Raw genomic sequence first — 23,199 nt, 5'->3', positions numbered from 1 at the left:
TTGGATGCAGTTCAAATTGCTGGCAAATACACCAATGGGGATAGAGAGAGTAGTGGCGGATGAGATCGAAGCGCTCGGCTATGAAACAAGACTCGAGAACGGAAGGGTCTATTTCGAGGGGGATGAGACGGCCATCATCCGGACCAATCTGATGATGCGGACCGCCGACCGCATACGCATCATCATCGGCGACTTCAGCGTGGAGACATTCGACGAGCTGTTCGAGAAGACGAAGGCGCTGCCATGGTCGGATATACTCGGACCCGCCGCGGCATTTCCCGTCACGGGACGCTCCCACAAGTCGACGCTCTACAGCGTGCCGGATGTCCAGAGGATCGTAAAGAAGGCCATCGTCGAGCATCTGAAGGACGCCTTCAGCATCAAGACGAAGCTGCCGGAGACCGGACCGCGCTATAAGGTCGACATCTCCATACTCAAGGACCGTGCCGTACTCACCATCGATACGAGCGGGGATGCCCTCCACAAGCGGGGATACAGGACTGGTCAGGGTGAGGCGCCGATCAAGGAGACCCTTGCCGCCACCATGCTCAAGCTCGCCAACTATGACGGGTCGAACACCCTGCTCGATCCATTCGCAGGATCCGGCACCATCCCGATCGAAGCGGCCATGATGGCCCTGAACATCGCACCGGGCTCAAACCGGACATTCGACGCTGAGAAGTGGGACATCATACCGGAAGAGGACTGGAAGCGCGAGCGGATGGCGCTTGAGGAGGCCGCCCACTATGACAGGGAAGTGCGTATCCTGGCATCCGACATCGACCCGGAAATGATTCAGATCGCCAAGGACAATGCCATGGAAGTGGGACTGCTCGACAATATCCACTTCGAAACACGGGATATCCATGATCTGGAACTCGAGGAGCATCATGTGCAGATCGTCACCAATCCGCCATACGGGGAACGTATCGGGGAGGCCAAGGCAGTGGAGGAGATGTACCGCAAAATCGGGGAAATGATGGAGAAGGATCCGACACTGAGCGTCTACCTCATGACATCGAACAAGATGTTCGAGCATATCGTCGGCAAGAAGGCGACGAAGCGCCGCAAGCTGTTCAATGGCTACATCGAAACGACATACTTCCAATATTGGGGAAAGCGGGGGGAATGAAACATTGGCTGCGACAGAGACACTGGAAATCCTATACAAACTGAAGAAGGAAATACTCAAGTCCGAAAATGAAGATCTTGTTTCCCAGATCGACCATGCGATCATGAAGACCTACAAGGATCAGCTGGTCTTCTCCTTCATCGGGCATTATTCCGCCGGGAAGTCGAGCCTGATCAACCATATGCTGAATCAGGAGATACTGCCGTCCTCCCCGGTGCCGACCACCAGCAACACCGTTTCGGTTGAAATCGGGGACAGCGAGGAGATACAGGCTTTCGTCGACCAGTACCGGTATATCCCGCTTGAAAACTACGAGTCCTTAAGGAAACTGAATACGCGGGACCTCGACATCACCTCCATCTCGATGAATGTGCCGCATGCACTTTTCCGGGAACGGACCGTCTTCCAGGACACCCCTGGTGTGGATTCCAACACGAGCAGCCACGGGGAGAGCACCAACCGCTTCCTCCTCAACAGCGACTACATCTTCTTCACAGTCGAATACAACCATGTGGAGAGCGAGCACAACATGAAGCTGCTCAAGGAGATCGCCGACCTCGATATCCCGTTTTCACTCATCATCAACCAGATCGACAAGCACGATGACCGGGAGCTCTCCATGGACACCTTCCTCTCCCGCATCAGGCGGACACTGGACCAGTGGAGCATCGTGCCTGAACATGTATTCACGACTTCGATCTATGACTCGCCATATAACGAAATCAACCAGGTGACGAAGCACATATCGGAAATCGAGGCGGCGCGGGCCGCCTATGAAGCGGCATACCACGAACGGATCATCAGTAACATCGAGGACAGGCAGCTCCAGTACCTCGAGGATGCAGAAGCGGACCTCTGCGGGCAGCTCGACATAGCCGGGGAGCCGACGCGTGAAGCGGTGGAATCGCACCTTGCCTATCTTGGGAAGGAAGTGGAGAAGAGCGGCATCGCCCGCCTTCATGAGGACCCGGAGGCGCTGCGCACACATGTCCAGAAGGCACTCAAGGATATCACGGCAAACAGCTACATATATCCACATCAGGTGAAGTCGGCCATCACCGATTTCCTGAAGGTCCTTGCCGGTGAAATACAGCCGGGCGGCCTGTTCGGCAAGAGGAAAAAGGCGAAGATGCTCTATGAAGAGCACAAGGAGAAGATCGGGCAGGAGATTGTACCTGTGCTTCAGACCGAGATCAACGCTCCGGTCAACGGCATGTTCGATTCCCTAGGTCTTGAGGGGGCCCCCTTCAAGTATGAATGGAATCCGGATGTCCTGATCGAGGAGGAGATCACCTCCCTCTCATCAAACTACATCATGAACTACTTGGACAAGCTGAAGCGTGGGATCGAATCCGACATCTCATCAAAAGCGATGGAACACCTGGAGAGGCTTGAAGCAGGGGCGTGGGATCAGAAGGACAGCGACGACCACCTGACGGAAGAGATCCGGCTGTACACATCCCTCGGAGATGTACTTGCCCTGAAGGAATCGCTAGAGACCGATAACTACAGGCATTTCTACATCCATCTGGATGATGAGATGGAACGGCTCAAGCTGACGGAGCCGATCAGCCACGACTTCGGCGAAGCGGAGCCCGAGAGGGTATACTCCAGCGACAGCGATGGACCGGCGGAAGTGGAAGAGATGGACACGCCATACTTCACCAGATTGGCCGGGATGCTCGAGGGCCATCCAAGGTATGAAGATTTCCGAACGATCATCGAAGACAAGCTCGAGCGCATCAGGAACGGTCAGGTCAACATCAGCGTCTTTGGTGGATTCAGTGCCGGCAAGACGACCTTCATCAACGCCCTGATGGGGGAGGCCCGCCTGACGACGAGCCCGAACCCGACGACGGCGACGATTACGGAAATTGCGGGTGGCGGCGAGAGCCATGCCCTCTATAAGACTGAAGAAGACCTCGTCCAGTCGCTTGCTGTCATCACGAACAGGGAGGGCGAATCGGTCGACGACTTCCTGCCGTGGATCAGAAAGAATAAAAAGGCGGTCAAAGAGGCCTATATCCCGTTCCTGAACGGCATCGAAACCCACTATGCCCGCCACCGGGAGCACCTCGGCACCGATGTTGTGATGCCGACCGATGAACTGATCGCAAAGATCAGTGCGGATGAAGAGGCGATCTTCATCCATAAGGCCTTCCTCTCCCTCGACAATGAATTCACGAACAACTTTTCAATCATCGATTCCCCTGGAATCAACTCGATCAATGAACGGCATACGAAAGAGACGCACAACATCATCTCAGCGAGTGACATGATCATCTACGTATCCTACTACAACCATGTCTTCAGCCGTTCCGATGAACAGTTCCTCCAGTACATCAAGTCCATCAAGGGGGACAACTTCCCGGTCATATTCATCGTCAATGCCGTCGACCTGATGAAATCGGAAGCGGATCTCGACAAAGTGCTCAACTACATCCGCTCCGCCCTCGGTCAGCTGAATATAAAGAACAGGGTCTTCCCGCTCTCTGCGAAGCAGGCACTTGAAGGCGGGGACGGACGGTTCGATCATGCGAAGGAGGAGATCGTTTCCCTGGCGCACCGCAATGCCTCGATGATACAGTACCAGTCACTCGAAGAGACGGCGGGTCAGCTGAAGCATGCCGTAGCGGGCAACATGAAGCGATACCATAACCAGCATGAGGAAAAGGCGCACATCGAAGCCGTCAGGAATCAACTGATTTCGGATCTCGAACAGTTCACCGCACACAGCGCGGCGCCGACGCTGCATCAGGAGCTCGACATCATCCTCTCCCATGTGGAAAAGCAGCTGACGCTGAAGCTGTATGATCACCTGAAGGGACTCGTCTCCGCGTCTGATATGAGGAACAGGAAGTTCATTGCAGAGAACAGGACCTTCATCATCAACAGCATCAACCAGCAGTTGAGCCTGGAGATTGCGACCAGCTTCAATGCAATCTATCATAAGGCGGACAGGGAGCTTGAGCAGGACATCAGGAAATTGAACGCGTCGCTCAGGGAGGCACAGACCGCCCATCACATCGAAACGGTGCAGGTCGACCGGCCGCAGCCGGAAGCGGGAGCCGACCCGGACCGTCTGTTCGATTTCCAGAAGCCGCTCCACCAGGCAAGGAACCAGCCGAGGGACTTCCGCACCCTGCAGCTCGATTTGGCAAAAGCCTTTGTGCAGTCCATGGACGCGGAGAAGATGCAGGCCGATATGAGTGCAATGATCGATGGTTATCTTGGAGAGGTGGACCGGAAGATGCAGGAACCACTCGAGAGCATCCGGCAGTCCCTGAAGGAGCCATTGCCGGAAATAAGCGATGCTGAATATGCCGAAGACAGGAAACTGGATCAGGCAATCGAAAATTTGGAGGGGATTGAAGCATGACGATCATAGACGGAAGTACCCACGCAGGTGACCTGCCTGATGATCTTATACTGGTCGACTGCAGGAATGTGATGGACGATCTGGAGGCATCAAGCAGGAAAGTGGCCGCCCATCCTCTCAAAAGGGCTGTCCATATCCCCCAGAGCCCGTGGATGTTCGATTCACCCGGACTGAACCGAGGCAGGCATCCGATACCCTGCAGGAGTGTGGTCGCCGCCCTGCATCAGACATTGAAGCAGGAGGGCGGGACACTGCTGCTCTTAGATGACGAGAAGCAGTTCTTCCATACACGGCTCTACTACCTGTTTTGGCTCTACGGCTTCGATGCCCTTTTGTGGAATGATTCGATTGAGCGCCTCAGCTCCCTGTCAGGAAAGTTCAGGGAGTCTGCCGCAACTCTGCCTTCTGAAGACCTGGAGCGTAGTGGCACATTTGATGATGCCGACAAAAACCTGCTTGCAGGCATGGATGAAGTCAAGGCGGCTGTGAATGATAGAGATGTCCTGCTGATTGACGTCCGGGCACGTGCGCGATACCTCGGTGAAGAGGAGCCCATCGACCGGAAGATGGGGCATATACCAGGGGCTGTGAACATTCCCTACGGAGACATTTTCCGTTCGGGAAGGATGGATTTCGATGCACTTGAAGATATGCGGAGCTTCCTCGGCAGCTTCAGGGAAATCATCGTCTATTGCGGCTCGGGGATGAGCGCGACGCCGCCGTTCCTCGTACTCCGGGAAATGGGACTGCTTGCAAGGCTCTATGGCGGCAGTTTCTCGGAATGGATCACGGTTGAAGCCAACAGCATCGAAACAGGGGATTCCCCCCTCAATGAAAGGATCGTTTCCCAAAATGAATAACAATATACTGGTAGTGGACGGCATGGCATTGCTGTTCCGCCACTTCTATGCAACAAGCTTCCGCCAGCAGTTCATGTACAATGCCTATGACAGGCCGACCAACGGTGTCCAGGGGGTCGTCCGCCATGTCCTGAAGCTGGTCGAGACCCTGAGGCCGGAGCAGCTCATCATCACGTGGGATATGGGATCGCATACCGTCAGGAACGAATGGTTTGCAGACTATAAGAAGGACAGGGTGGCACCGCCCGATGAACTCATTCCCCAGTTCGACTATGTGAAGGAAGTGCTTGATGATCTGAACGTGTTCCAGATCGGCCTCAAGGGCTATGAAGCGGATGACATCATCGGCACCCTTTCAAAGACATATAAGGATATCGTCATCGTGAGCGGCGACCGTGACCTGCTCCAGCTTCTGGATGAAGACAATGCATTATGGCTCACTAAGAAGGGGTATACGGTGTATGACCAGTACACGAAGGCCCGGTTTGAAGCGGAGCACGGCATCACACCCGACCAGTTCATCGACGTCAAGGCGCTGATGGGGGATGCCAGTGACGGATACAAGGGCGTCAAGGGTATAGGGGAGAAGACGGCCTTCAAGCTCATCCGTGAATTCCAGAGCGTGGAGAACCTCCTTACGAACCTCGAACAGCTGACACCTGCTGTGCGTACGAAGATCGAGACGGATATCGACTCCCTGAAGATCTCCCACAGGCTTGCCAGAATCATCACCGATGTACCGATAGACCTGGGCCTTGTCGAATCACGCAGCACCCTGAACATTTCAAAACCTGAAATCCAGACCATTCTGGATGCACATGACCTCAAGATCAGCAGCAAATATGTGCAGACCCTGGATCTATAGGAGGTGGGGCAGTGGCAAGAGCATATATAGATGCGGCAGCATCGAAGAATCCTGATATGGCCGCCGGCGCGGTTGTCTTCAAGGATGAAGGGAGCATCCTCGAGTTCACCACCTTCCTTGGAGAGATGGACAACCACGAAGCGGAATGGTCTGCATTGGCGTTTGCAGTGGATAAGGCACTGGAGCATTCCTTCAATTCGCTGATCGTCCATACGGATTCAAAAGTGATCGCAGACAGTTTCGACAGGAATCATGTAAAAAATCCAGTATTCAAAAAATACTTCGATCAGATTTCACAGCACCTTGATAAATTCGACTTGTTCATCATCAGCTGGACGCCGAGGGGCAGTAACCGGCGGGCAGACGAACTGGCGAAGGGAACTTTGTACAGGAACAGAAAAGGCTGATCCAGGAGATCAGCCTTTTTTTATACAGGACATTTCGGTATAATTGAAAAAGGAGGTTGAAAAGTGAATCTCGAAGTATTGGATAAGATCAACGCCCTTGAAGAAAAGTATTGCCAAGGCTGTCTTCTTAAGGAACTGAACCGTTCCGAAGGCACCCGGACGGCTGCACATAATTTCTGCATCCACGAGTGTTCTGTAGGCATCGCCATACGGTCACACGGGAATAAGTTGCAATAGGAGGATTATAATGGAAATAGTAAAGATTGAACCGACACCAAGTCCGAACACAATGAAGATTACAGTAAGTGAAGAGAAAGCGGAAATGAAATCATCCACATACCGACAGGTGACGGATGAAGCGCCTGCCTTCATCAACAGGATCCTTGAACTCGATGATGTGACGAGTGTCTTCCACGCACTCGATTTCATCTCTGTGGACAAGTCCCCGAAAGCAGATTGGGAGACTCTTATCCCGGAAATTGAACAGACGTTCACATCCGGAGAACAGGATGTAAAAAAAAACCAAAATTAGAGAGTGATTTCGGGGCCGTCTCCACACAGGTCCTGACATTCAAGAATATACCGTATCAGATCAAGCTGAATGACGGGGAAGAGCACCGGAAACAGCTGCCTGACCATTTCCTGAAGGCGGTGGAGGAAGCGACATTGCCGGAAGATAACATCATCCTCCTCAGGAAATGGGAGGACTATAGTACGCGCTATGGTGAACCTGAAGAGATATTCGGGGAACTCTCGGAGGAGCTGGATGCACTCTATGATGAAAAGAGGCTGGCCGAGCTCGTCCTGGAGGCGCAGACGAAGAGCACTCCGGAACCGAAGCGGTACTTCAAAGTATCCGTCGACGACTTCCGTTCAAAAGAGGACTGGAAGGACCGCCTATGGCTCCTCAATCATATGGAGACGCCGACGGAAGCGGATTACGAAGTGCTTTCAATTGCGCTTGAAGATGAAAAGATGCAGGTGCGGCGGGAAGCTGTGAGCCTGCTTGCCATGATTGAAGAAAAGACGACACTGCCATATCTGAAGCGTGCACTCGAGGACCGTTCAGTACCCGTCAGAAGGACTGCGGGGGACGCCTACAGCGATCTAGGCTATGTAGAAGGGTTGGAGGACATCTATCCTCTTCTTGATGACAGGAGCCCCATCGTAAGGTGGCGTGCAGCGATGTTCATCTATGAGGTGGGGAACGAAGAAAGCCTGCCGCACCTCAAGGCGCATACTGATGAACCCCAGTATGATGTACGCCTCCAGATCGAAATGGCCATCGCCAGAATCGAACAGGGGGAAGCAGCCTTAGGCAGTGTCTGGAAACAAATTCAAGAAAGGGAGCGGTAGTATGAATCCATATGAAGCATACATGAAGGAAATTGCCCAGCCGATGCGTGAAGAGTTGACCGGAAGGTCGTTTGAGGATTTGACGACTCCTGAAGGAGTCGATCAGTTCATGGACAGCCTGGCACCTGAAGAAACCGCGTTTGTCGTCATCAACAGTGTCTGCGGATGTGCGGCAGGACTCGCAAGACCTGCCGCTGTAACCGTCGCTGAACAGAACCCGATTCGACCGGACAGGAAGGCGACCGTCTTTGCAGGCCAGGACAAGGAAGCGACTGAACGTATGCGCGAGTATGTCGGACAGGCACCTTCCAGCCCTTCCATGGCATTGTTCAAAGGCAGGGAGCTGGTGCATTTCATGCCGCGTGAACATATCGAGGGCAGGGACGTCAACGATATCATGATGGATATCAAAGAGGCTTTCGACGACCATTGCTCATAAAAAAACAGGAAAGGCTCAGCCTTTCCTGTTTTTATTGACATTATGCGCCCTAGTCGTAGATGCTCATCGAGATCATATATAAAGCGAGCAGCGTCAGACCGATTGTCATCATAATTTCCATAAGCCACACTCCAAAAGAAATTTATTTATTCGAATTCATGTATTATTATATATAAATAAGCGTAAAAAGAAAAGGGGAGGATATGATGAATCGTTTCGATCAGACATACCATGATCTCCTGAAAAAGATCATGGAAGAGGGAAAGTACAAGGGTGACCGTACCGGCACGGGTACACATTCCATCTTCGGCCACCAGATGAGGTTCAACATGGAGGACGGATTTCCACTGCTCACCACGAAGAAGGTGCTGTTCAAGATGCTTGCGACCGAACTTATATGGTTCATACGCGGGGATACGAACATACGTTTCCTGCTCCAGTACAACAACAACATCTGGAACGAATGGGCCTTCAAGAACTGGGTCGAGTCTGAGGAGTACAAAGGACCGGATATGACCGACTTCGGAAATCGTGCCCAGAAGGATGAAGGATTCAAGGCGATCTATCAGAAGGAGATGGATGCCTTCAAGAAAAGGGTCCTTGAGGATGATGAATTTGCCGAAAAGTATGGAAACCTGGGCAATGTATATGGCCGCCAGTGGCGTGCATGGGAAGGTCCCGACGGCAGTTTTACGGACCAGCTCAAGGATGTGGTGGAGAACATCCGCCATAACCCGGATTCCCGCCGCCATATCGTCACCGCCTGGAACCCGGCTGAAATCGGCACGATGGCCCTGCCGCCATGCCATGCCTTCTTCCAGTTCTATGTAAATGACGGCAGGCTGAGCCTCCAGCTCTACCAGAGGAGTGGGGATGTATTCCTGGGTGTGCCTTTCAACATCGCAAGTTATGCACTTCTTCTGCATCTTGTTGCCAGGGAGTGCGGCCTCCGTCCACATGAATTCGTCCATACGCTCGGGGATGCACACATCTACACCAACCATTTCGATGCGGTTGAAACGCAGCTCGAGCGGGATGGCTTCGAAGCCCCTGGAATAAGGATACATGGTGAGCGCTCCATGTTTGAACTGGATTATGAGGACTTCGAAGTCGTGGACTATGAATCACATCCTTATATCAAGGCACCAATCGCTGTATAGGAGGAAGAAAATGGTATCTTTAATCGTATGTCACGCGGAACAGAATGTCATCGGCTTCAAGAACAAGATGCCGTGGCACCTGCCGAATGACCTTAAGCATGTCAAAAAGCTGACTCAGGGCAATACAATCGTCATGGGGCGGAAAACCTTCGATTCACTCGGGCGGCCCCTGCCGAACCGCCGCAATGTCGTGCTGACGCGAAACAGGGATTTTGATGCGGAAGGTATTGATGTCATCCATGAAGTGGCGGACATCAAAGAGCTGGAAGGGGAGGTATTCATCTTCGGCGGCAGCGGCGTCTATGGTCAGACGATGGGCCTTGTCGATGAAATGCACATCACAAGGATCCACGAAACTTTTGGCGGGGATACTTTCTTTCCGGAATATGATGAGTCGGAATGGGAACTTGTGTCCAGTGAAGAAGGCATCATAGACGACAAGAACAGATATCCCCATGAATTCCTTCATTTCAGGCGCAGGACACATTAGCGGGGAGTGACCTTTTGAATATTTGGAAATGGCTTTTCATGGGACTGCTGCTGGTGAACGCAGCTATCGTCATATGGCTGTCTACAGCGCTAAGCGGCGATTATCAGGCCCCTTCGGCAGAAAATGATAATTATACTCCAGAAGAATCGGGTATAGAGGTAAAGATGAACAACGATGCAATGGAATCCATCATCAATGATGCCATCGATGATGAGAGCCTCGCGATCACCGTAGACGAGGAGCAGATCGCCCTGGATGTGGTCAGGCAGGTAATCGGATTATCGATTGAAACTTCGGTCGAACTTGAACCGGTCTCCACTGGTGAAGAAGTGGTGTTTGAGCTGGTGGACATCAACATTTCTGATCTGCCACTCTCACAGAACATGATGTATGGCCTGATCAAAGATCAGAGCGACCTGCCCGAAGGCATCAGTTTCAGGGATGACGAACGTGCCCTTGTAATCGATTCGGAAGTGTTCACAGAGCAGCTTGAATGGGATGTCAGAGTCGATTCGATTGATTATGAGAATGATGAGTGGTATTTTTCTATAATAAGATAATTAAGAGGTGAGCAATTTGGCAATAGCAACATTGGCAGGCGGATGTTTTTGGTGTCTCGTAAAGCCATTCGATCAGTTTGAAGGCGTCAACTCCGTCGTTTCCGGGTATTCGAACGGACATGTGGAGAACCCGACATATCAAGAGGTGACGAGTGGCACCACGGGTCATGTCGAAGCAGTACAGATTGATTTTGATGAAGATGTGATGTCCTATGAAAAACTGCTGGATATATTCTTCAAAACCTTCGATCCTACAGACACAGGCGGCCAGTTTGGCGACAGGGGCCCGCAGTATATGCCTGCGATATTCTATCATGATGACAAACAGAAGCGTGTTGCCGAGGCAACGATAGAGTCTCTTGATGCCCAGAACATATTCAATGGTCCCATCAGGACTCCGGTTCTGCCCTATAAGAATTTCTACAGGGCGGAAGAGGAGCACCAGGACTTCTACAAGACGAACAGTGCGCATTACAACGCATACTTCAAGGGCTCAGGCAGAAAATCATTCTTGGAAGAGCATTGGGGAGTGGAATAGATGGCTATTGAAAGAAATGAAAGCGAACTGACTGCAGAAGAATACAAGGTGATGAAGGAGAACGGCACAGAACCTCCTTTTCAGAATGAATACTGGAACCATTATGAGGATGGCCTGTATGTGGATAAGATCAAGGGAACACCCCTGTTCACTTCACGGGACAAATTTGCCTCCGACTGCGGATGGCCGAGTTTTGCAAAAAGCATATCGGAAGATGTGACGGAGCACTTCGACGATTCTTTCGGCATGCGGCGTACCGAAGTCAGGAGTGAGTCCTCGGACAGCCACCTTGGCCACGTATTCGAAGACGGCCCACAGGAACTCGGAGGACTGCGCTACTGCATCAATTCAGCAGCGCTCGAGTTCATTCCGAAGGATGAACTTGAGGAAAAAGGCTATGGTGAATATTTGAAGTACTTTGAGTAGACTTTCAAAAACTTACTTGGACAGGAGAGAATTCAAATGTTTAAAAATCTATTTGGAAAAAAGAATGATGTAGACAAAGAAATCGAAATCACGAGTCCATTGAATGGAAAGTATGTTAAATTGGAAGATATTCCCGACCCGGTCTTCGCAGAAAAGATGATGGGTGAAGGGTTCGGCGTCGATCCGACGGATGGGGAAGTCGTAGCACCGGTGGCTGGAACAGTCATGCAGGTATTCCCTACGAACCATGCTGTCGGCATCAAAACCAATAACGGTCTGGAAGTGCTCATACACATCGGCCTGGAGACTGTAGCGATGGAAGGTAAAGGGTTTGAAGGCCACGTATCGGAAGGGGACAAGGTCGAGAAGGGTGACAAGCTTGTCACTTTCGACATGGATCTAGTAAAATCGGAAGCGAACAGTACAATCTCCCCGGTCATCATCACAAACAGTGATGTTCTTGACTCGTTCGACCTTAAGGAAGTTACGGACCTGGATCGGGCGGACACTGTCGTTGCGAGCGCATCCATCAAGTAATGAAGAACTATTCCTTCTATCAATATATCAGAACACGAAGAGGGGAAGCTTCACCCATCGGCCGACTGGCCGAACATATTGCGGGTGATGCCATGTTCCCGAAGTATTCCGACGACTATCTTGAAATATCAGACTACCTGGAGAGGAACCCCTACGAGGACATGCCGCTTTCGCATTATGACACAGCTTTTGAAGACTATCGCAACTGGCTGGAGCATTAGCTGCAGCCGCAATACTACCAAAGGAGAATTTTAGACATGAGTATTCACATCAATGCAAAAAAAGGTGATATTGCAGACACTATCCTGCTGCCGGGAGATCCGCTCAGGGCGAAGTATATCGCAGAGAACTTCCTGGACGATGTCATCTGCTACAATGAAGTACGTAACATGCTCGGTTTCACCGGATACTACAAAGGGAAGCGCATTTCCGTACAGGGAACGGGCATGGGTGTCCCTTCAATCTCCATATATATCCACGAACTCATGGATGAATATGGGGTCAAAAACCTGATCAGGGTCGGTACATGCGGCGCAATCCAGAAGGACGTCAAAGTAAGGGATGTCATCCTTGCACAGAGTGCCTCAAGCGACTCCTACCAGAACAGGAAGCTTTTCAAAAATATCGAATATGCTCCGACTTCCGACTTCGAACTGCTGCTTTCAAGCTACAATGAAGCGAAGAAGAAGGGCCTGAACGTCCAAGTGGGCAACGTTTTCACAGCGGATTCATTCTATGATGAAAATGGCAACATCGAGCAGCTCGCCCAATATGGTGTGCTTGCCCTCGAGATGGAATCGAGTGCGCTGTTCACCATCAGCAAGAAGTTCGATGCAAGGGCGCTCTCCATCTTGACGGTATCCGACCATGTGCTGACAGGTGAAGCGACATCGAGCGAGGAGCGCCAGACGACATTCAATGAGATGATTGAAGTCGCATTGGATGCCAGCCTACCATTCATCGAAGAAAATCAATAGGGAGCCAGGAACAGTGCCATGCACTGTTCTTTTTCTTTAACTTTCATACTTAAACTGGTAAACTAAAACTTAATTATTCAAGTAGAAATTAGGTGTAAGTTTTGAACGAAGAACATGAGCGTCATGAGACGAAGAATCCGGGTGGACGCCGGATCAACATAAAACTTTTCTGGTTCATCATTATCCTGCTGACTTCGGTCATAGCAACGGCGGTCATTACTGCGCTCAGTCTGGAAGCCGGGAATGAAAAGGCCGTCAATGTGGGGACCGATACGAGAAGCGAATTTTCCAAACTGTACAATGTATATGACACGATCAACTCCGAATACTATGAAGATGTGGACCGGGATGCCCTGATTGAATCCTCCATCCAGGGCATGGTCGAAGGATTGGATGACCCGTATAGTGAATACATGAACAACGAAGAGACGGAAGCATTCCAGGAAACGGTCACAGGAAATTTCGAAGGCATCGGAGCAGAAGTGATGCAGGAAGGCAATCGCATCATCGTGACTTCACCGATGCGCGGCTCGCCGGCAGAAGAGGCGGGCATCGAACCTGGCGATGAGATCATTGCGGTCGACGGCGAGTCCATTGAAGGATGGACGACCCAGGAGGCTGTGCAGCTCATACGTGGTGAAAAGGGGACGGACGTCGTGCTCACCATCGTAAGAGGGGAAGGCGATCCGATCGACATAACGATCACAAGGGATACGATCCATATCGACAGTGTGACGTATGAAGAAGTCGATGGCGTCGGACACATCAGTGTCAATCGCTTCCAGAGAGGGACGACCGAAGAATTTGAAAGCAAACTGAATGAAGCTGCTGAAGACGACGTCGAGGACGTCATCATCGACTTCAGATACAATCCTGGCGGCCTGCTGGATGAGGCGGTCAACATGATCAACCAGTTCATCGATGAGGGCCAGACCGTGCTGTCCCTTGAAGATAATAATGGCGAACGCAATGAAATAGCGACAAGCGGGGAAGCAAACCCGAATACGGAGGACTTCACCGTCTACATCCTGATCAATGAAGGATCGGCGAGCGCTTCAGAAGTCTTTGCGGGCGCCATGGACGACCTCACCGGCGCCACCATCGCTGGTACGCAATCATTCGGCAAAGGTGTCGTCCAGCAGACAGTGGAATTCGGTGACGACTCCCTTCTGAAATATACGAACACCAAATGGCTGACACCAAACGGCCATTGGATACATGGGGAAGGCATCACACCGGACATTAAACTCGTCAACCCCGATTATTACAGGGTCGATATGCTCAGCCCGGATGAAGTGTACACAGAGGGCATTGCCAATGAGACGGTGCCGTCGATCAAAGTTGCTCTCGATACCCTCGGCTACGAAATTGAAGACTTCGATGAAGATTTCGGCCCTGATCTTACGACAGCGGTCGGTGACTTCCAGTCCGACAATGGTCTTGAAATGACCGGGAATGTGACAGGTGAAACTTCCACCATCCTCATGAGTGAACTGAGGGAGTACATCAATGAGAATGATGCCCAGCTCGAATATCTCGTCGACTACATCAATGGGGAATACACTGAAGAAGAAATTGAGGAGTATGCTGAAAGCAGGGCACAGCACCTTGAAATAGAATTGCCTGAAGAGGAAACAGAAGAAGGTGAGCCTTCCGAAGGACAGGATGAAGAACAGGAAGAGGAATCCACAGAAGAACCTGTAGACGAAGCATCTCCTGAAGAAGAATCTACAGAAGAATAATGTAAAGCCGTATGAACACAGTGTTTATACGGCTTTATATTGTATCCGCAGTAAAAATGGTTTAAAGTAATTAGCATAAAAGAGTTTTGGAGGAAAGTATGGAAGCGAAAAAGAGAAAAGTTGTCCTCACCGGTGGAGGCACCGTCGGACACGTAATGCTTAACAAACTGCTTATACCCTGCTTTATAAATAAGGGTGTTGAACCTGTCTATATTGGTTCGAAAAAGGGAATTGAAAAGGAAATAATCGGTGCAACATCCATCAAATACTACAATATTTCAAGCGGAAAGCTGAGACGCTACATTTCTGCCGAGAACTTCAAGGATGTATTCAAAGTCATGAGGGGTGTCGGGGATGCCCGTAAAGTATTGAAGAAGGAACAGGTCGAATTCGTATTTTCAAAAGGCGGTTTCGTCAGTGTACCGGTTGTGTTGGCAGCCAAATCTCTTGGAATTCCAGTATATATACATGAGTCCGACATCACTCCGGGCCTGGCCAACCGTATAGCTGGAAAATTCGCCACTAAAATCTATGTCACTTTCAAGAAGACCCTGGAGTATGTTCCGAAAGGAAAATCCGAGTATCTGGGCCCAGTGATACGGGATGAACTCAAAAGGGGCTACAGGGATATCGGATATGAACTCACCGGATTCACTGAAGAAAAGCCCGTCATGATCGTGATGGGAGGCTCCCTCGGTGCCCGTTCAATCAATACCTTCGTAAGGGAGAACCTCGATGCCCTGACGAAGGAATGGCAGATCATCCACCTATGTGGACGGGGCAATTACCAGGAGGGGCTCGACAACCCGAACTACAGACAGTTCGAATTCGTGAAGAAGGAGCTGCCGCACCTTCTGAGGATTTCGGATATTGCCGTCGGAAGAAGTGGTTCGAATGCCATCTATGAGTTCCTGCTGAATGAAAAGCCGATGATACTCATCCCGCTGCCGCTCTCTCAGAGCAGGGGAGATCAGGTTGAAAACGCCGAGTACTTCAAGGAAAAGGGCTATGCTGAAGTCATTCAGGACGAAGAACTGGATCTTGAAACATTCCAGACCACCCTGGACCGCATCCAAGGCAACAAGGATGCCATCGTGGAATGCATGAAGAAGTTTGAAGGTGGCTTCAGGCCGGAATCACTTGTCAATCTTCTGCTCGATGGGGAGGGGCAGCGATGACCCGAATGAAGAAACTTTCGCTCTTTCTGGTTTTTACCCTCATTTTTGGCGTCATCGCCTATTTTCATGAGTCCCGTATCGGACATTGGATCGATACTGAAGTCTATGAGTTCATCTATGCTTCCGAGAGCTTCATTACAACAGCATTGATGCTCGGCTTCACACAGGTCGGTGAAGTCCTGTCGATGGTCATCCTTTCATTGATAATGATTACGATATTGATGCTCTACAGGCTGAAGTTCGAGACCCTTTTCATGATCATCTCCATGCTCGCAAGCAGCGTACTCATTCCGGTCATGAAAAATTCATTCGACAGGGAAAGACCTTCCATGCTGAGACTCATCGATATCAAAGGATTCAGTTTTCCAAGTGGGCATGCGATGGGATCGACGATCTTCTTCGGCTCCCTCATGACGCTGATCAAGAACAGCGGTCTGAATAATAAAAGCATGCTGTATGGATTATGTGCATTCTTCATACTGATGATTTCTTCTTCAAGAGTCTACCTTGGCGTCCATTATCCCACGGATGTAATTGCTGGAATTGTGGCCGGTACAGCTGTCGTCATCGCTACGAGCTTCATCCTCCATAAAAAGCTTGACAGATTACCATCGCCTATATAAAATGTAATTGAAAATGATTATCAATGAGAATGAATAAGCCCCCCTTATTTAACAGATCATTTTCAAGACAAGTTTATATATCCATAAACACATGGCAGCGTCCCGCGGGGCGTTGCCATTTCTTTTATGTTTCCAATATAATGTCTTGGAAGGCAGATTGTGCATCCATCCCATGATACTCATGGCAGGTGAATTGCAGGAGCAGCCATACATTCCCGCTGTCCTGCCATCCCTTGATGTTATGATGGGGAAAAATAAATGATAGGAAGATAATGATGAAACATATTCTAGTAGTTGAAGATGAACTGAACCTCGCACGATTCATAGAACTGGAACTGGTCCATGAAGGCTATCATGTGACACTTTCTGCTGATGGGGAGGAGGGATTGCAGAAAGCACTCGACCATGATTTCGACTGCATATTGCTTGATCTGATGCTCCCGAAACTGAATGGACTGGAAGTATGCCGCCGGCTGAGGAAGGAGAAGGATACACCAATCATCATCATTACAGCCAAGGGGGAAACCTATGATAAGGTGATCGGATTGGACTATGGCGCCGATGATTACATTGTGAAGCCCTTCGAAATAGAGGAGCTGCTCGCTAGGATACGCGTCATCATGAGACGTTCCAGTTCAAAGGAAGACAACCGGGAAATACTGGAACTCCATGGCATAACGATGGATACATCCGCCTACCACGTCACTCTGGACGACAGGGAGCTCGACTTGACCAAGACGGAGTATGAACTCCTCCATCTCCTGATGAAGAATGCCGGTGTCGTCCTGCAACGGGAGACCATTCTTGACCATGTGTGGGGGTATGACAGTGAAGTGGAGACGAATGTGGTGGATGTTTATATCAGATACCTCCGAAACAAGCTCAAACCTTTCGACAAGCACAAACTGATAGAGACTGTCAGGGGTGTAGGGTATGTGATCCGGTCATGAATAAACAATCCCTGAAATACAGATGGCTGCGCCTTTCGACGCTCATCATCTCCATCACATACCTGATATTCAGTTCACTGCTCATCTATTTCACCAGCATGTATCTGAAGGACCAGGAATACCGTTCGGTCGACAGAAGCCTTGAAGAGCTGGAGAGTCTGTATGAATCTCAGCCAATCAATACGATCAGCCAGAATGAAATCTATTCCAGTCTGTATGACAGGCAGAAGATGATACTCTACACACAGAGCGGTGAAGAAGTCTTCAGCGCCACGACGGGAATCCCAATGGATCTGGACAGCAGCTTCGAACCTGTCCATGATAGGGAGATCTCCGCCATGAACAATGATGATGGCAGCTTCCTTGAAGGCCGTGTGAAACTCGATTCGCAATACTGGGATGGTTACATTACTGTCGTCCACCCCCTCGACTACTATAATTCTGTCATCAGAATGATGGTATTCATTGCCATCATCATCGGATTCCTGTCGATATTATTCACCTCGATCGTCAGCTACTTCTTTTCAACTCAGATGGTGAAGCCCATCAGGAACATAGCATATCAGTTGAGGCGGATTGAGGCGGAAGGCTTTTCGGAACGCCTCCAGATAGAGACGAACACTGAAGAGACGGACTACATGGTCGACTCCTTCAACCATATGATGGATTCCCTGGAGCGTTCATATAATCAGCAGAAGCAGTTTGTTGAAGATGCTTCCCATGAACTGAGGACACCACTCCAGATCATCCAGGGTCACCTCAAGCTGATCAGCAGGTGGGGCAGGCACAAGCCTGAAGTGCTCGATGAATCATTGAAGATATCCATAGATGAGCTACAGCGGATCAATAAGCTGGTCGAAGAACTACTGCTGCTCACCAAAAATGATGGGAAGACTGCAGAAGTGACAGAGGAAGCAGAAATCAATGAAGAAATAAAGAGCAGGGTCGATGCACTCAGAAAACTGCATCCCGACTATACTTTCACACTTGACCTCGACGAACGGCCCATAAAGTTCCACATCAATCCCTACCACCTTGAGCAGATCCTGGTGATATTCCTTGATAATGCCCTCAAATATGATCATGAACGAAAACACATCATCGTGACCACCGAGAAGAAGGACGGACATTTCGATATCGCCATAACAGACCACGGCATCGGCATACCGGAAGATGAAATCGAAGCCATATTCGACCGGTTCTACAGGGTGGACAAATCGAGGAGCAGAGAGCTTGGAGGAAATGGCCTTGGGCTCTCTATAGCAAGAAAACTTATCGATAACTATAAGGGGAAAGTATGGATTGACAGCAAAGAAGGAACTTTTACAAAAGTGACCATCCGTTTCCCTCTTGAAAATTAGATAAATGTTATAATAACAGGCATTATTGGCTTTAAAACGGTATACCATAGTGCTAGAATGGTACTGTATAAGTTAAAAAGATTCTAAAGAGGGTGGCAAAATGCAAGAGAGAGAACTTGAGAGCGCCCCGGTACGTTTCGGTACCAATATGGGGTTGCTTCTCGAGCTTCATGACATGTATCAAGATGATCCGGACAGTGTAAGCGATGAAATGCGCTTCCTATTTGACAACATTAGTTCTGGTCAGCCAGGCACTGTCCAATCGGATATGGATCATAGTAAAGTGAAAAGCCTATTGCGGCTGATCGACAACATCAGGCTGTTCGGTCACTTGGAATCAGACATCTATCCGCTTTACAGACCGGATGTCAAAAACATTCCAAGCCTGGACTATGGAGACTACGACCTCACGGAGGACGACCTTAAAAATATGCCTGCATCGCTCGTGAGCGTGCATCTTGGCGACTACTATGACAATGCCTATGAAGCTGTAACCCAACTCCATTCACTGTACACTGGCCCGCTTGCGTATGAATATATGCATATCAACGATACGGAAGAGCGCCAATGGCTGAAGGAAACCATCGAAACACAGGAAGAAATCTCACTTTCTTCAGATGAAAAGAAACATCTGTTTGAAACATTGGCGAAGGTTGAAGGCTTTGAAAAATACCTCCACAAGAATTTCGTCGGTGCCAAACGCTTTTCAATCGAAGGGCTCGATTCACTCGTGCCGATGCTCGATCATCTGCTTGGCCTCATGGCTGAGGAGGGCATACCAAACCTCCAGATCGGTATGGCGCACCGCGGCCGTCTGAATGTGTTGACCCACATTCTGGAAAAACCATATGAAATGATGATCAGTGAATTCATGCATACAGATCCGATGAAGTTCCTCCCAGAAGATGGCTCCCTTGAGATTACACAGGGGTGGATGAAAGATGTGAAATACCACCTGGGTGGGGCCAAGACGAGAAATGACAAAGGCCTTGAACAGCGGATCAGCCTTGCCAACAACCCGAGCCACCTGGAAGTGGTGGGCCCTGTCGTGCTTGGTAAAGCACGCGCACAGCAGGAGACCACCGACCATGCCGGTAAGCCGGAACAGGATTACAATAAAGCAATCGCCGCCATCATACATGGGGATGCCGCATTCCCTGGACAGGGCATCGTCTATGAATCTCTGAACCTCGGCAAGCTTGAGGGCTACAGCACTGGTGGATCAATGCACATCATCGCCAACAACCGCATCGGCTTCACGACAGAGGAGACGGATGCAAGATCTACGGTATACGCATCAGATGCCGCTTTGGGATTCGACCTGCCGATACTGCATGTCAATGCCGATAAGCCGGAACATGTACTGCGCTCCATCGAGATCGCACTCAAGTACCGCCAGAAGTTCAACAAGGACATCGTCATCGATGTAGTCGGCTACAGAAGATACGGACATAATGAAATGGACGAACCTTCTGCAACAAACCCGCTCCTTTACCAGGAAGTGAAGTCCCACGATACAATCGACGAAATCTATGGAGCTCAGCTTGTCGAGCAGAACATCATTTCCGAGGACGAAAAGGATGAAATCATCCAGGGCGTCTTCGATGAAATGAGGGCGGCACATGACAAGATCGACAAGAAGGATACGAACATTGATGGAGACCTACAGACACCTGAGGCAATTCTCGAGGGACAGGAAAATCCTGTCGATGAAATTTCCCGTGAACGTCTCCAGGAGATCAATGATGACCTATTCAAATATCCGGAATCCTTCACTGTCTTCAAAAAGCTGTCCAACGTTCTTGACCGCCGTAAGAAGCCATTTGACAACGAGGAAGACCTTGTGGACTGGGCACATGCAGAAGTGCTTGCCTTTGCAACGATCAACCAGGATGGTACACCGATCAGATTGACCGGACAGGATTCAGAGCGTGGAACATTCGCCCAGCGGCATGCAGTCCTTCATGATCCTGAAACAGGGGAGGAGCATGTGCCGCTCCATGAGGTGAGCAATTCAAATGCCACCTTCGATGTCCATAACTCACCACTTTCCGAAGCAGCCGTTGTCGGATTCGATTATGGATACAATGTGGAACGCAAGGATGTCCTCGCAATCTGGGAAGCACAGTATGGGGACTTCTCCAATATGGCACAAGTCATGTTCGACAACTTCATGGTTGCCGGCAATGCCAAGTGGGGAGAAACCAGCGGTATGACGCTCTTTCTCCCTCATGCCCAGGAAGGCCAGGGGGCAGAGCACTCCTCAGCACGCCTGGAACGCTATCTCCAGCTTGCTGCAGAGAATAATATGACCGTGGCCAACCTGTCCAGTGCATCGAACTATTTCCATCTGTTGAGGAAACAGGCAAAGTACCTGGACACTGAAAAGATGAGGCCTCTGGTCCTCATGACTCCGAAGAGCTTGCTCCGCAACCAGATTGTGAGCGAACCGGTAAGTGCCTTTGTAGAAGGTGGCTTCAGGGAGATCATCGTCCCTTCATACAAGAAGACGAAGGTCAAGAAGGTGCTTATTGCAAGCGGTAAGATGGCTGTGGATATCATGACCGAGCAGAAGGAGAATCCGAACGACGAAATCCTCCTCATCAGGCTGGAACAGATCTATCCATTCCCATCCGAACAGATCCAAGAGGTCTTGAACGACCTCAGAAACCTTGATGAAGTGAGATTCGTCCAGGAAGAACCGCAGAATATGGGTGCTTATCACTATGCACTGCCTTTCCTTCTTGAAATCGTACCCGACAAGGTGGACCTGAACTATGTAGGCAGGATCAAACGCGCCTCTACTGCAGAAGGTGATGGGGAATCCTACAAACTGATACAACAAAATATTATTGAAACTGCTCTAAAATCATAGGAGGTAGAATAATGGCTGAAGTTAAAGTGCCGGAACTGGCTGAATCAATTACAGAAGGAACGATCGCAAGCTGGCTGAAGCAAAAAGGCGATCGTGTCGAGAAGGGTGAAAACATTCTCGAACTTGAAACGGATAAAGTGAACGTGGAAGTGATCAGTGAAGAAGCCGGTGTCATCACCGAGCTTAAAGCTGAAGAAGGGGACACTGTTGAAGTCGGCCAGGTCATCGCCATAGTCGAAGATAATGGGGAAGCTGGCGGCTCATCTGAAGAGCAGTCCGAGGATACTTCCAAAGAGGAAGAAGGAGCATCCAAGGAATCCGAAAAGAGTTCAGAGAAAAAAGAGGAAACTTCCAAAGATGACTCCAAAGAATCCGCTGAGGAAGAATCTTCAGACGACGGTGAACGCATTGTTGCGACGCCATCAGCAAGACGCATGGCGCGCGAGAAGGGCATTGATCTGAGCGACATCAATGCATCCGATCCGCGCGGTCTCGTCAGAAGCCAGGATGTCGACAATCATGACAAACAGCCTGAAAAAGCTGAAGCGCCTAAAAAGCAGGAGCAGCCACAGAAACAGGCATCAGGCAAACCTGAGAAGCCTGTAGTGAGGGAAAAGATGTCCCGCAGAAGACAGACGATTGCCAAACGTCTGCTTGAAGTCTCCCAAAATACGGCTATGCTCACAACATTCAATGAAGTGGACATGACCAATCTCATGGAACTCAGGAAGCGCAAAAAGGATGAGTTCCAGGAACGCCATGACGGTACACGTCTCGGGTTCATGTCATTCTTTACAAAAGCTTCAGTGGCAGCTCTCAGAAAATACCCGGCTGTCAATGCTGAAATCGATGGAGAAGACCTCGTAATGAAACAGTTCTACGATATCGGTGTCGCTGTTTCTACAGATGAAGGCCTCGTCGTTCCAGTCGTCAGGGACTGTGACCGCAAGACTTTCGCAGAAATCGAGAGCGATATCGTCGATATGGCCAAGAAAGCCCAGAATAAGAAGCTCGGCCTTGATGATATGACTGGTGGATCGTTCACGATCACAAATGGTGGCGTCTTCGGTTCACTGATGTCCACACCGATCATCAATGGTACCCAGGCAGCCATCCTTGGTATGCACACCATCCAGAAACGGCCTGTAGCAATAGACGACGAGAATATGGAAAACCGTCCAATGATGTACATTGCACTCAGCTATGACCACAGGATCATCGATGGCAAAGAGGCGGTCGGATTCCTCAAAACGATCAAAGATCTGATTGAAAATCCAGAAGACCTCCTGCTGGAAGGATAATTGAAAGATCATGACAGGCTCCCGTGGGATGCCTGTCATTTTT

The 23,199-nt window shown here is 50.0% G+C and carries 24 protein-coding genes; all 24 read left to right on the top strand.

Features of this window, described 5'->3' with window-relative positions; translation table 11 throughout:
* Positions 1-4: 4 nt before the first annotated feature.
* The 24 genes from LLU09_RS01560 (at position 5) to odhB (ending at position 23,156) form a co-directional block, all read left to right on the top strand.
* Complete coding sequence (locus LLU09_RS01560; protein ID WP_228310191.1) at positions 5-1,132, top strand: THUMP domain-containing class I SAM-dependent RNA methyltransferase; 1,128 nt, start codon at positions 5-7, stop codon at positions 1,130-1,132.
* Positions 1,080-4,511: a dynamin family protein gene (locus tag LLU09_RS01555; protein WP_228310187.1), complete on the top strand. Its 3,432-nt coding sequence runs from the start codon at positions 1,080-1,082 to the stop codon at positions 4,509-4,511. The genes LLU09_RS01560 and LLU09_RS01555 overlap by 53 nt, the downstream gene beginning before the upstream one ends.
* Entirely contained in the window at positions 4,508-5,371 is an 864-nt protein-coding gene (locus LLU09_RS01550) for a sulfurtransferase (protein WP_228310186.1), read from the top strand. The genes LLU09_RS01555 and LLU09_RS01550 overlap by 4 nt, the downstream gene beginning before the upstream one ends.
* A complete protein-coding gene (locus LLU09_RS01545) occupies positions 5,364-6,236 on the top strand; it encodes a 5'-3' exonuclease (protein ID WP_228310184.1) in 873 nt (290 codons plus the stop codon). Before LLU09_RS01550 ends, LLU09_RS01545 begins: the two co-directional genes overlap by 8 nt.
* Positions 6,237-6,247: 11 nt before the next feature.
* The gene (locus LLU09_RS01540) at positions 6,248-6,643 is read left to right on the top strand and encodes a ribonuclease HI family protein (RefSeq protein ID WP_228310183.1); all 396 of its coding nucleotides are present in this window, start codon (positions 6,248-6,250) and stop codon (positions 6,641-6,643) included.
* A 63-nt stretch (positions 6,644-6,706) separates the two neighbouring features.
* Positions 6,707-6,880, top strand: a complete 174-nt coding sequence (locus tag LLU09_RS01535) for a zinc-finger domain-containing protein (protein WP_084184823.1) — start codon at positions 6,707-6,709, stop codon at positions 6,878-6,880.
* Positions 6,881-6,890: 10 nt separating this feature from the next.
* A complete protein-coding gene (locus LLU09_RS01530; protein ID WP_228310182.1) occupies positions 6,891-7,175 on the top strand; it encodes a NifU N-terminal domain-containing protein in 285 nt (94 codons plus the stop codon).
* Complete coding sequence (locus LLU09_RS01525) at positions 7,139-7,999, top strand: virulence factor (RefSeq protein ID WP_370632468.1); 861 nt, start codon at positions 7,139-7,141, stop codon at positions 7,997-7,999. Before LLU09_RS01530 ends, LLU09_RS01525 begins: the two co-directional genes overlap by 37 nt.
* A gap of 1 nt (position 8,000) precedes the next feature.
* Positions 8,001-8,438 carry a BrxA/BrxB family bacilliredoxin gene (locus tag LLU09_RS01520; protein ID WP_228310181.1) on the top strand — a complete coding sequence of 146 codons (438 nt, stop codon included), beginning with the start codon at positions 8,001-8,003 and terminating at the stop codon, positions 8,436-8,438.
* Between the two features lie 203 nt (positions 8,439-8,641).
* Positions 8,642-9,598, top strand: a complete 957-nt coding sequence (locus LLU09_RS01515; RefSeq protein ID WP_228310180.1) for a thymidylate synthase — start codon at positions 8,642-8,644, stop codon at positions 9,596-9,598.
* 10 nt (positions 9,599-9,608) lie between these two features.
* Positions 9,609-10,088: a dihydrofolate reductase gene (locus LLU09_RS01510; protein WP_228310179.1), complete on the top strand. Its 480-nt coding sequence runs from the start codon at positions 9,609-9,611 to the stop codon at positions 10,086-10,088.
* Positions 10,089-10,102: 14 nt separating this feature from the next.
* On the top strand, positions 10,103-10,648 hold the full coding sequence (locus tag LLU09_RS01505) for a DUF2140 family protein (RefSeq protein WP_228310178.1): 546 nt from the start codon (positions 10,103-10,105) through the stop codon (positions 10,646-10,648).
* Between the two features lie 16 nt (positions 10,649-10,664).
* Positions 10,665-11,186, top strand: coding sequence for a peptide-methionine (S)-S-oxide reductase MsrA (gene msrA / locus LLU09_RS01500; RefSeq protein WP_094905513.1), 522 nt, complete (start codon positions 10,665-10,667; stop codon positions 11,184-11,186).
* Positions 11,187-11,612 (top strand): peptide-methionine (R)-S-oxide reductase MsrB, encoded by a 426-nt coding sequence (gene msrB / locus LLU09_RS01495; RefSeq protein WP_094905512.1) that lies wholly within the window; start codon positions 11,187-11,189, stop codon positions 11,610-11,612.
* 36 nt (positions 11,613-11,648) lie between these two features.
* Complete coding sequence (locus tag LLU09_RS01490; RefSeq protein WP_094905511.1) at positions 11,649-12,149, top strand: PTS sugar transporter subunit IIA; 501 nt, start codon at positions 11,649-11,651, stop codon at positions 12,147-12,149.
* Positions 12,149-12,370, top strand: a complete 222-nt coding sequence (locus LLU09_RS01485) for a YozE family protein (RefSeq protein ID WP_094905510.1) — start codon at positions 12,149-12,151, stop codon at positions 12,368-12,370. The genes LLU09_RS01490 and LLU09_RS01485 overlap by 1 nt, the downstream gene beginning before the upstream one ends.
* Positions 12,371-12,406: 36 nt before the next feature.
* Positions 12,407-13,126 carry a purine-nucleoside phosphorylase gene (gene deoD, locus LLU09_RS01480; protein ID WP_228310177.1) on the top strand — a complete coding sequence of 240 codons (720 nt, stop codon included), beginning with the start codon at positions 12,407-12,409 and terminating at the stop codon, positions 13,124-13,126.
* Between the two features lie 101 nt (positions 13,127-13,227).
* Positions 13,228-14,868, top strand: a complete 1,641-nt coding sequence (locus LLU09_RS01475) for a S41 family peptidase (RefSeq protein WP_094905508.1) — start codon at positions 13,228-13,230, stop codon at positions 14,866-14,868.
* A gap of 98 nt (positions 14,869-14,966) precedes the next feature.
* A complete protein-coding gene (locus tag LLU09_RS01470) occupies positions 14,967-16,046 on the top strand; it encodes an undecaprenyldiphospho-muramoylpentapeptide beta-N-acetylglucosaminyltransferase (RefSeq protein ID WP_228310176.1) in 1,080 nt (359 codons plus the stop codon).
* Positions 16,043-16,669 (top strand): phosphatase PAP2 family protein, encoded by a 627-nt coding sequence (locus LLU09_RS01465; RefSeq protein WP_228310175.1) that lies wholly within the window; start codon positions 16,043-16,045, stop codon positions 16,667-16,669. Before LLU09_RS01470 ends, LLU09_RS01465 begins: the two co-directional genes overlap by 4 nt.
* A gap of 275 nt (positions 16,670-16,944) precedes the next feature.
* Positions 16,945-17,619, top strand: coding sequence for a response regulator transcription factor (locus LLU09_RS01460; RefSeq protein WP_228310174.1), 675 nt, complete (start codon positions 16,945-16,947; stop codon positions 17,617-17,619).
* A complete protein-coding gene (locus LLU09_RS01455; RefSeq protein ID WP_228310173.1) occupies positions 17,616-18,980 on the top strand; it encodes a HAMP domain-containing sensor histidine kinase in 1,365 nt (454 codons plus the stop codon). The genes LLU09_RS01460 and LLU09_RS01455 overlap by 4 nt, the downstream gene beginning before the upstream one ends.
* Before the next feature lie 100 nt (positions 18,981-19,080).
* Positions 19,081-21,855: a 2-oxoglutarate dehydrogenase E1 component gene (locus LLU09_RS01450; protein ID WP_228310172.1), complete on the top strand. Its 2,775-nt coding sequence runs from the start codon at positions 19,081-19,083 to the stop codon at positions 21,853-21,855.
* A gap of 11 nt (positions 21,856-21,866) precedes the next feature.
* Positions 21,867-23,156, top strand: a complete 1,290-nt coding sequence (gene odhB / locus LLU09_RS01445) for a 2-oxoglutarate dehydrogenase complex dihydrolipoyllysine-residue succinyltransferase (protein ID WP_228310171.1) — start codon at positions 21,867-21,869, stop codon at positions 23,154-23,156.
* Positions 23,157-23,199: the final 43 nt, after the last annotated feature.

The organism is Salinicoccus sp. RF5 (assembly GCF_020786625.1).
Taxonomy (GTDB): Bacteria; Bacillota; Bacilli; order Staphylococcales; family Salinicoccaceae; genus Salinicoccus.
Note: the sequence above shows the minus strand (reverse complement) of the source record. Positions and strands in the feature narration are given on the sequence as shown.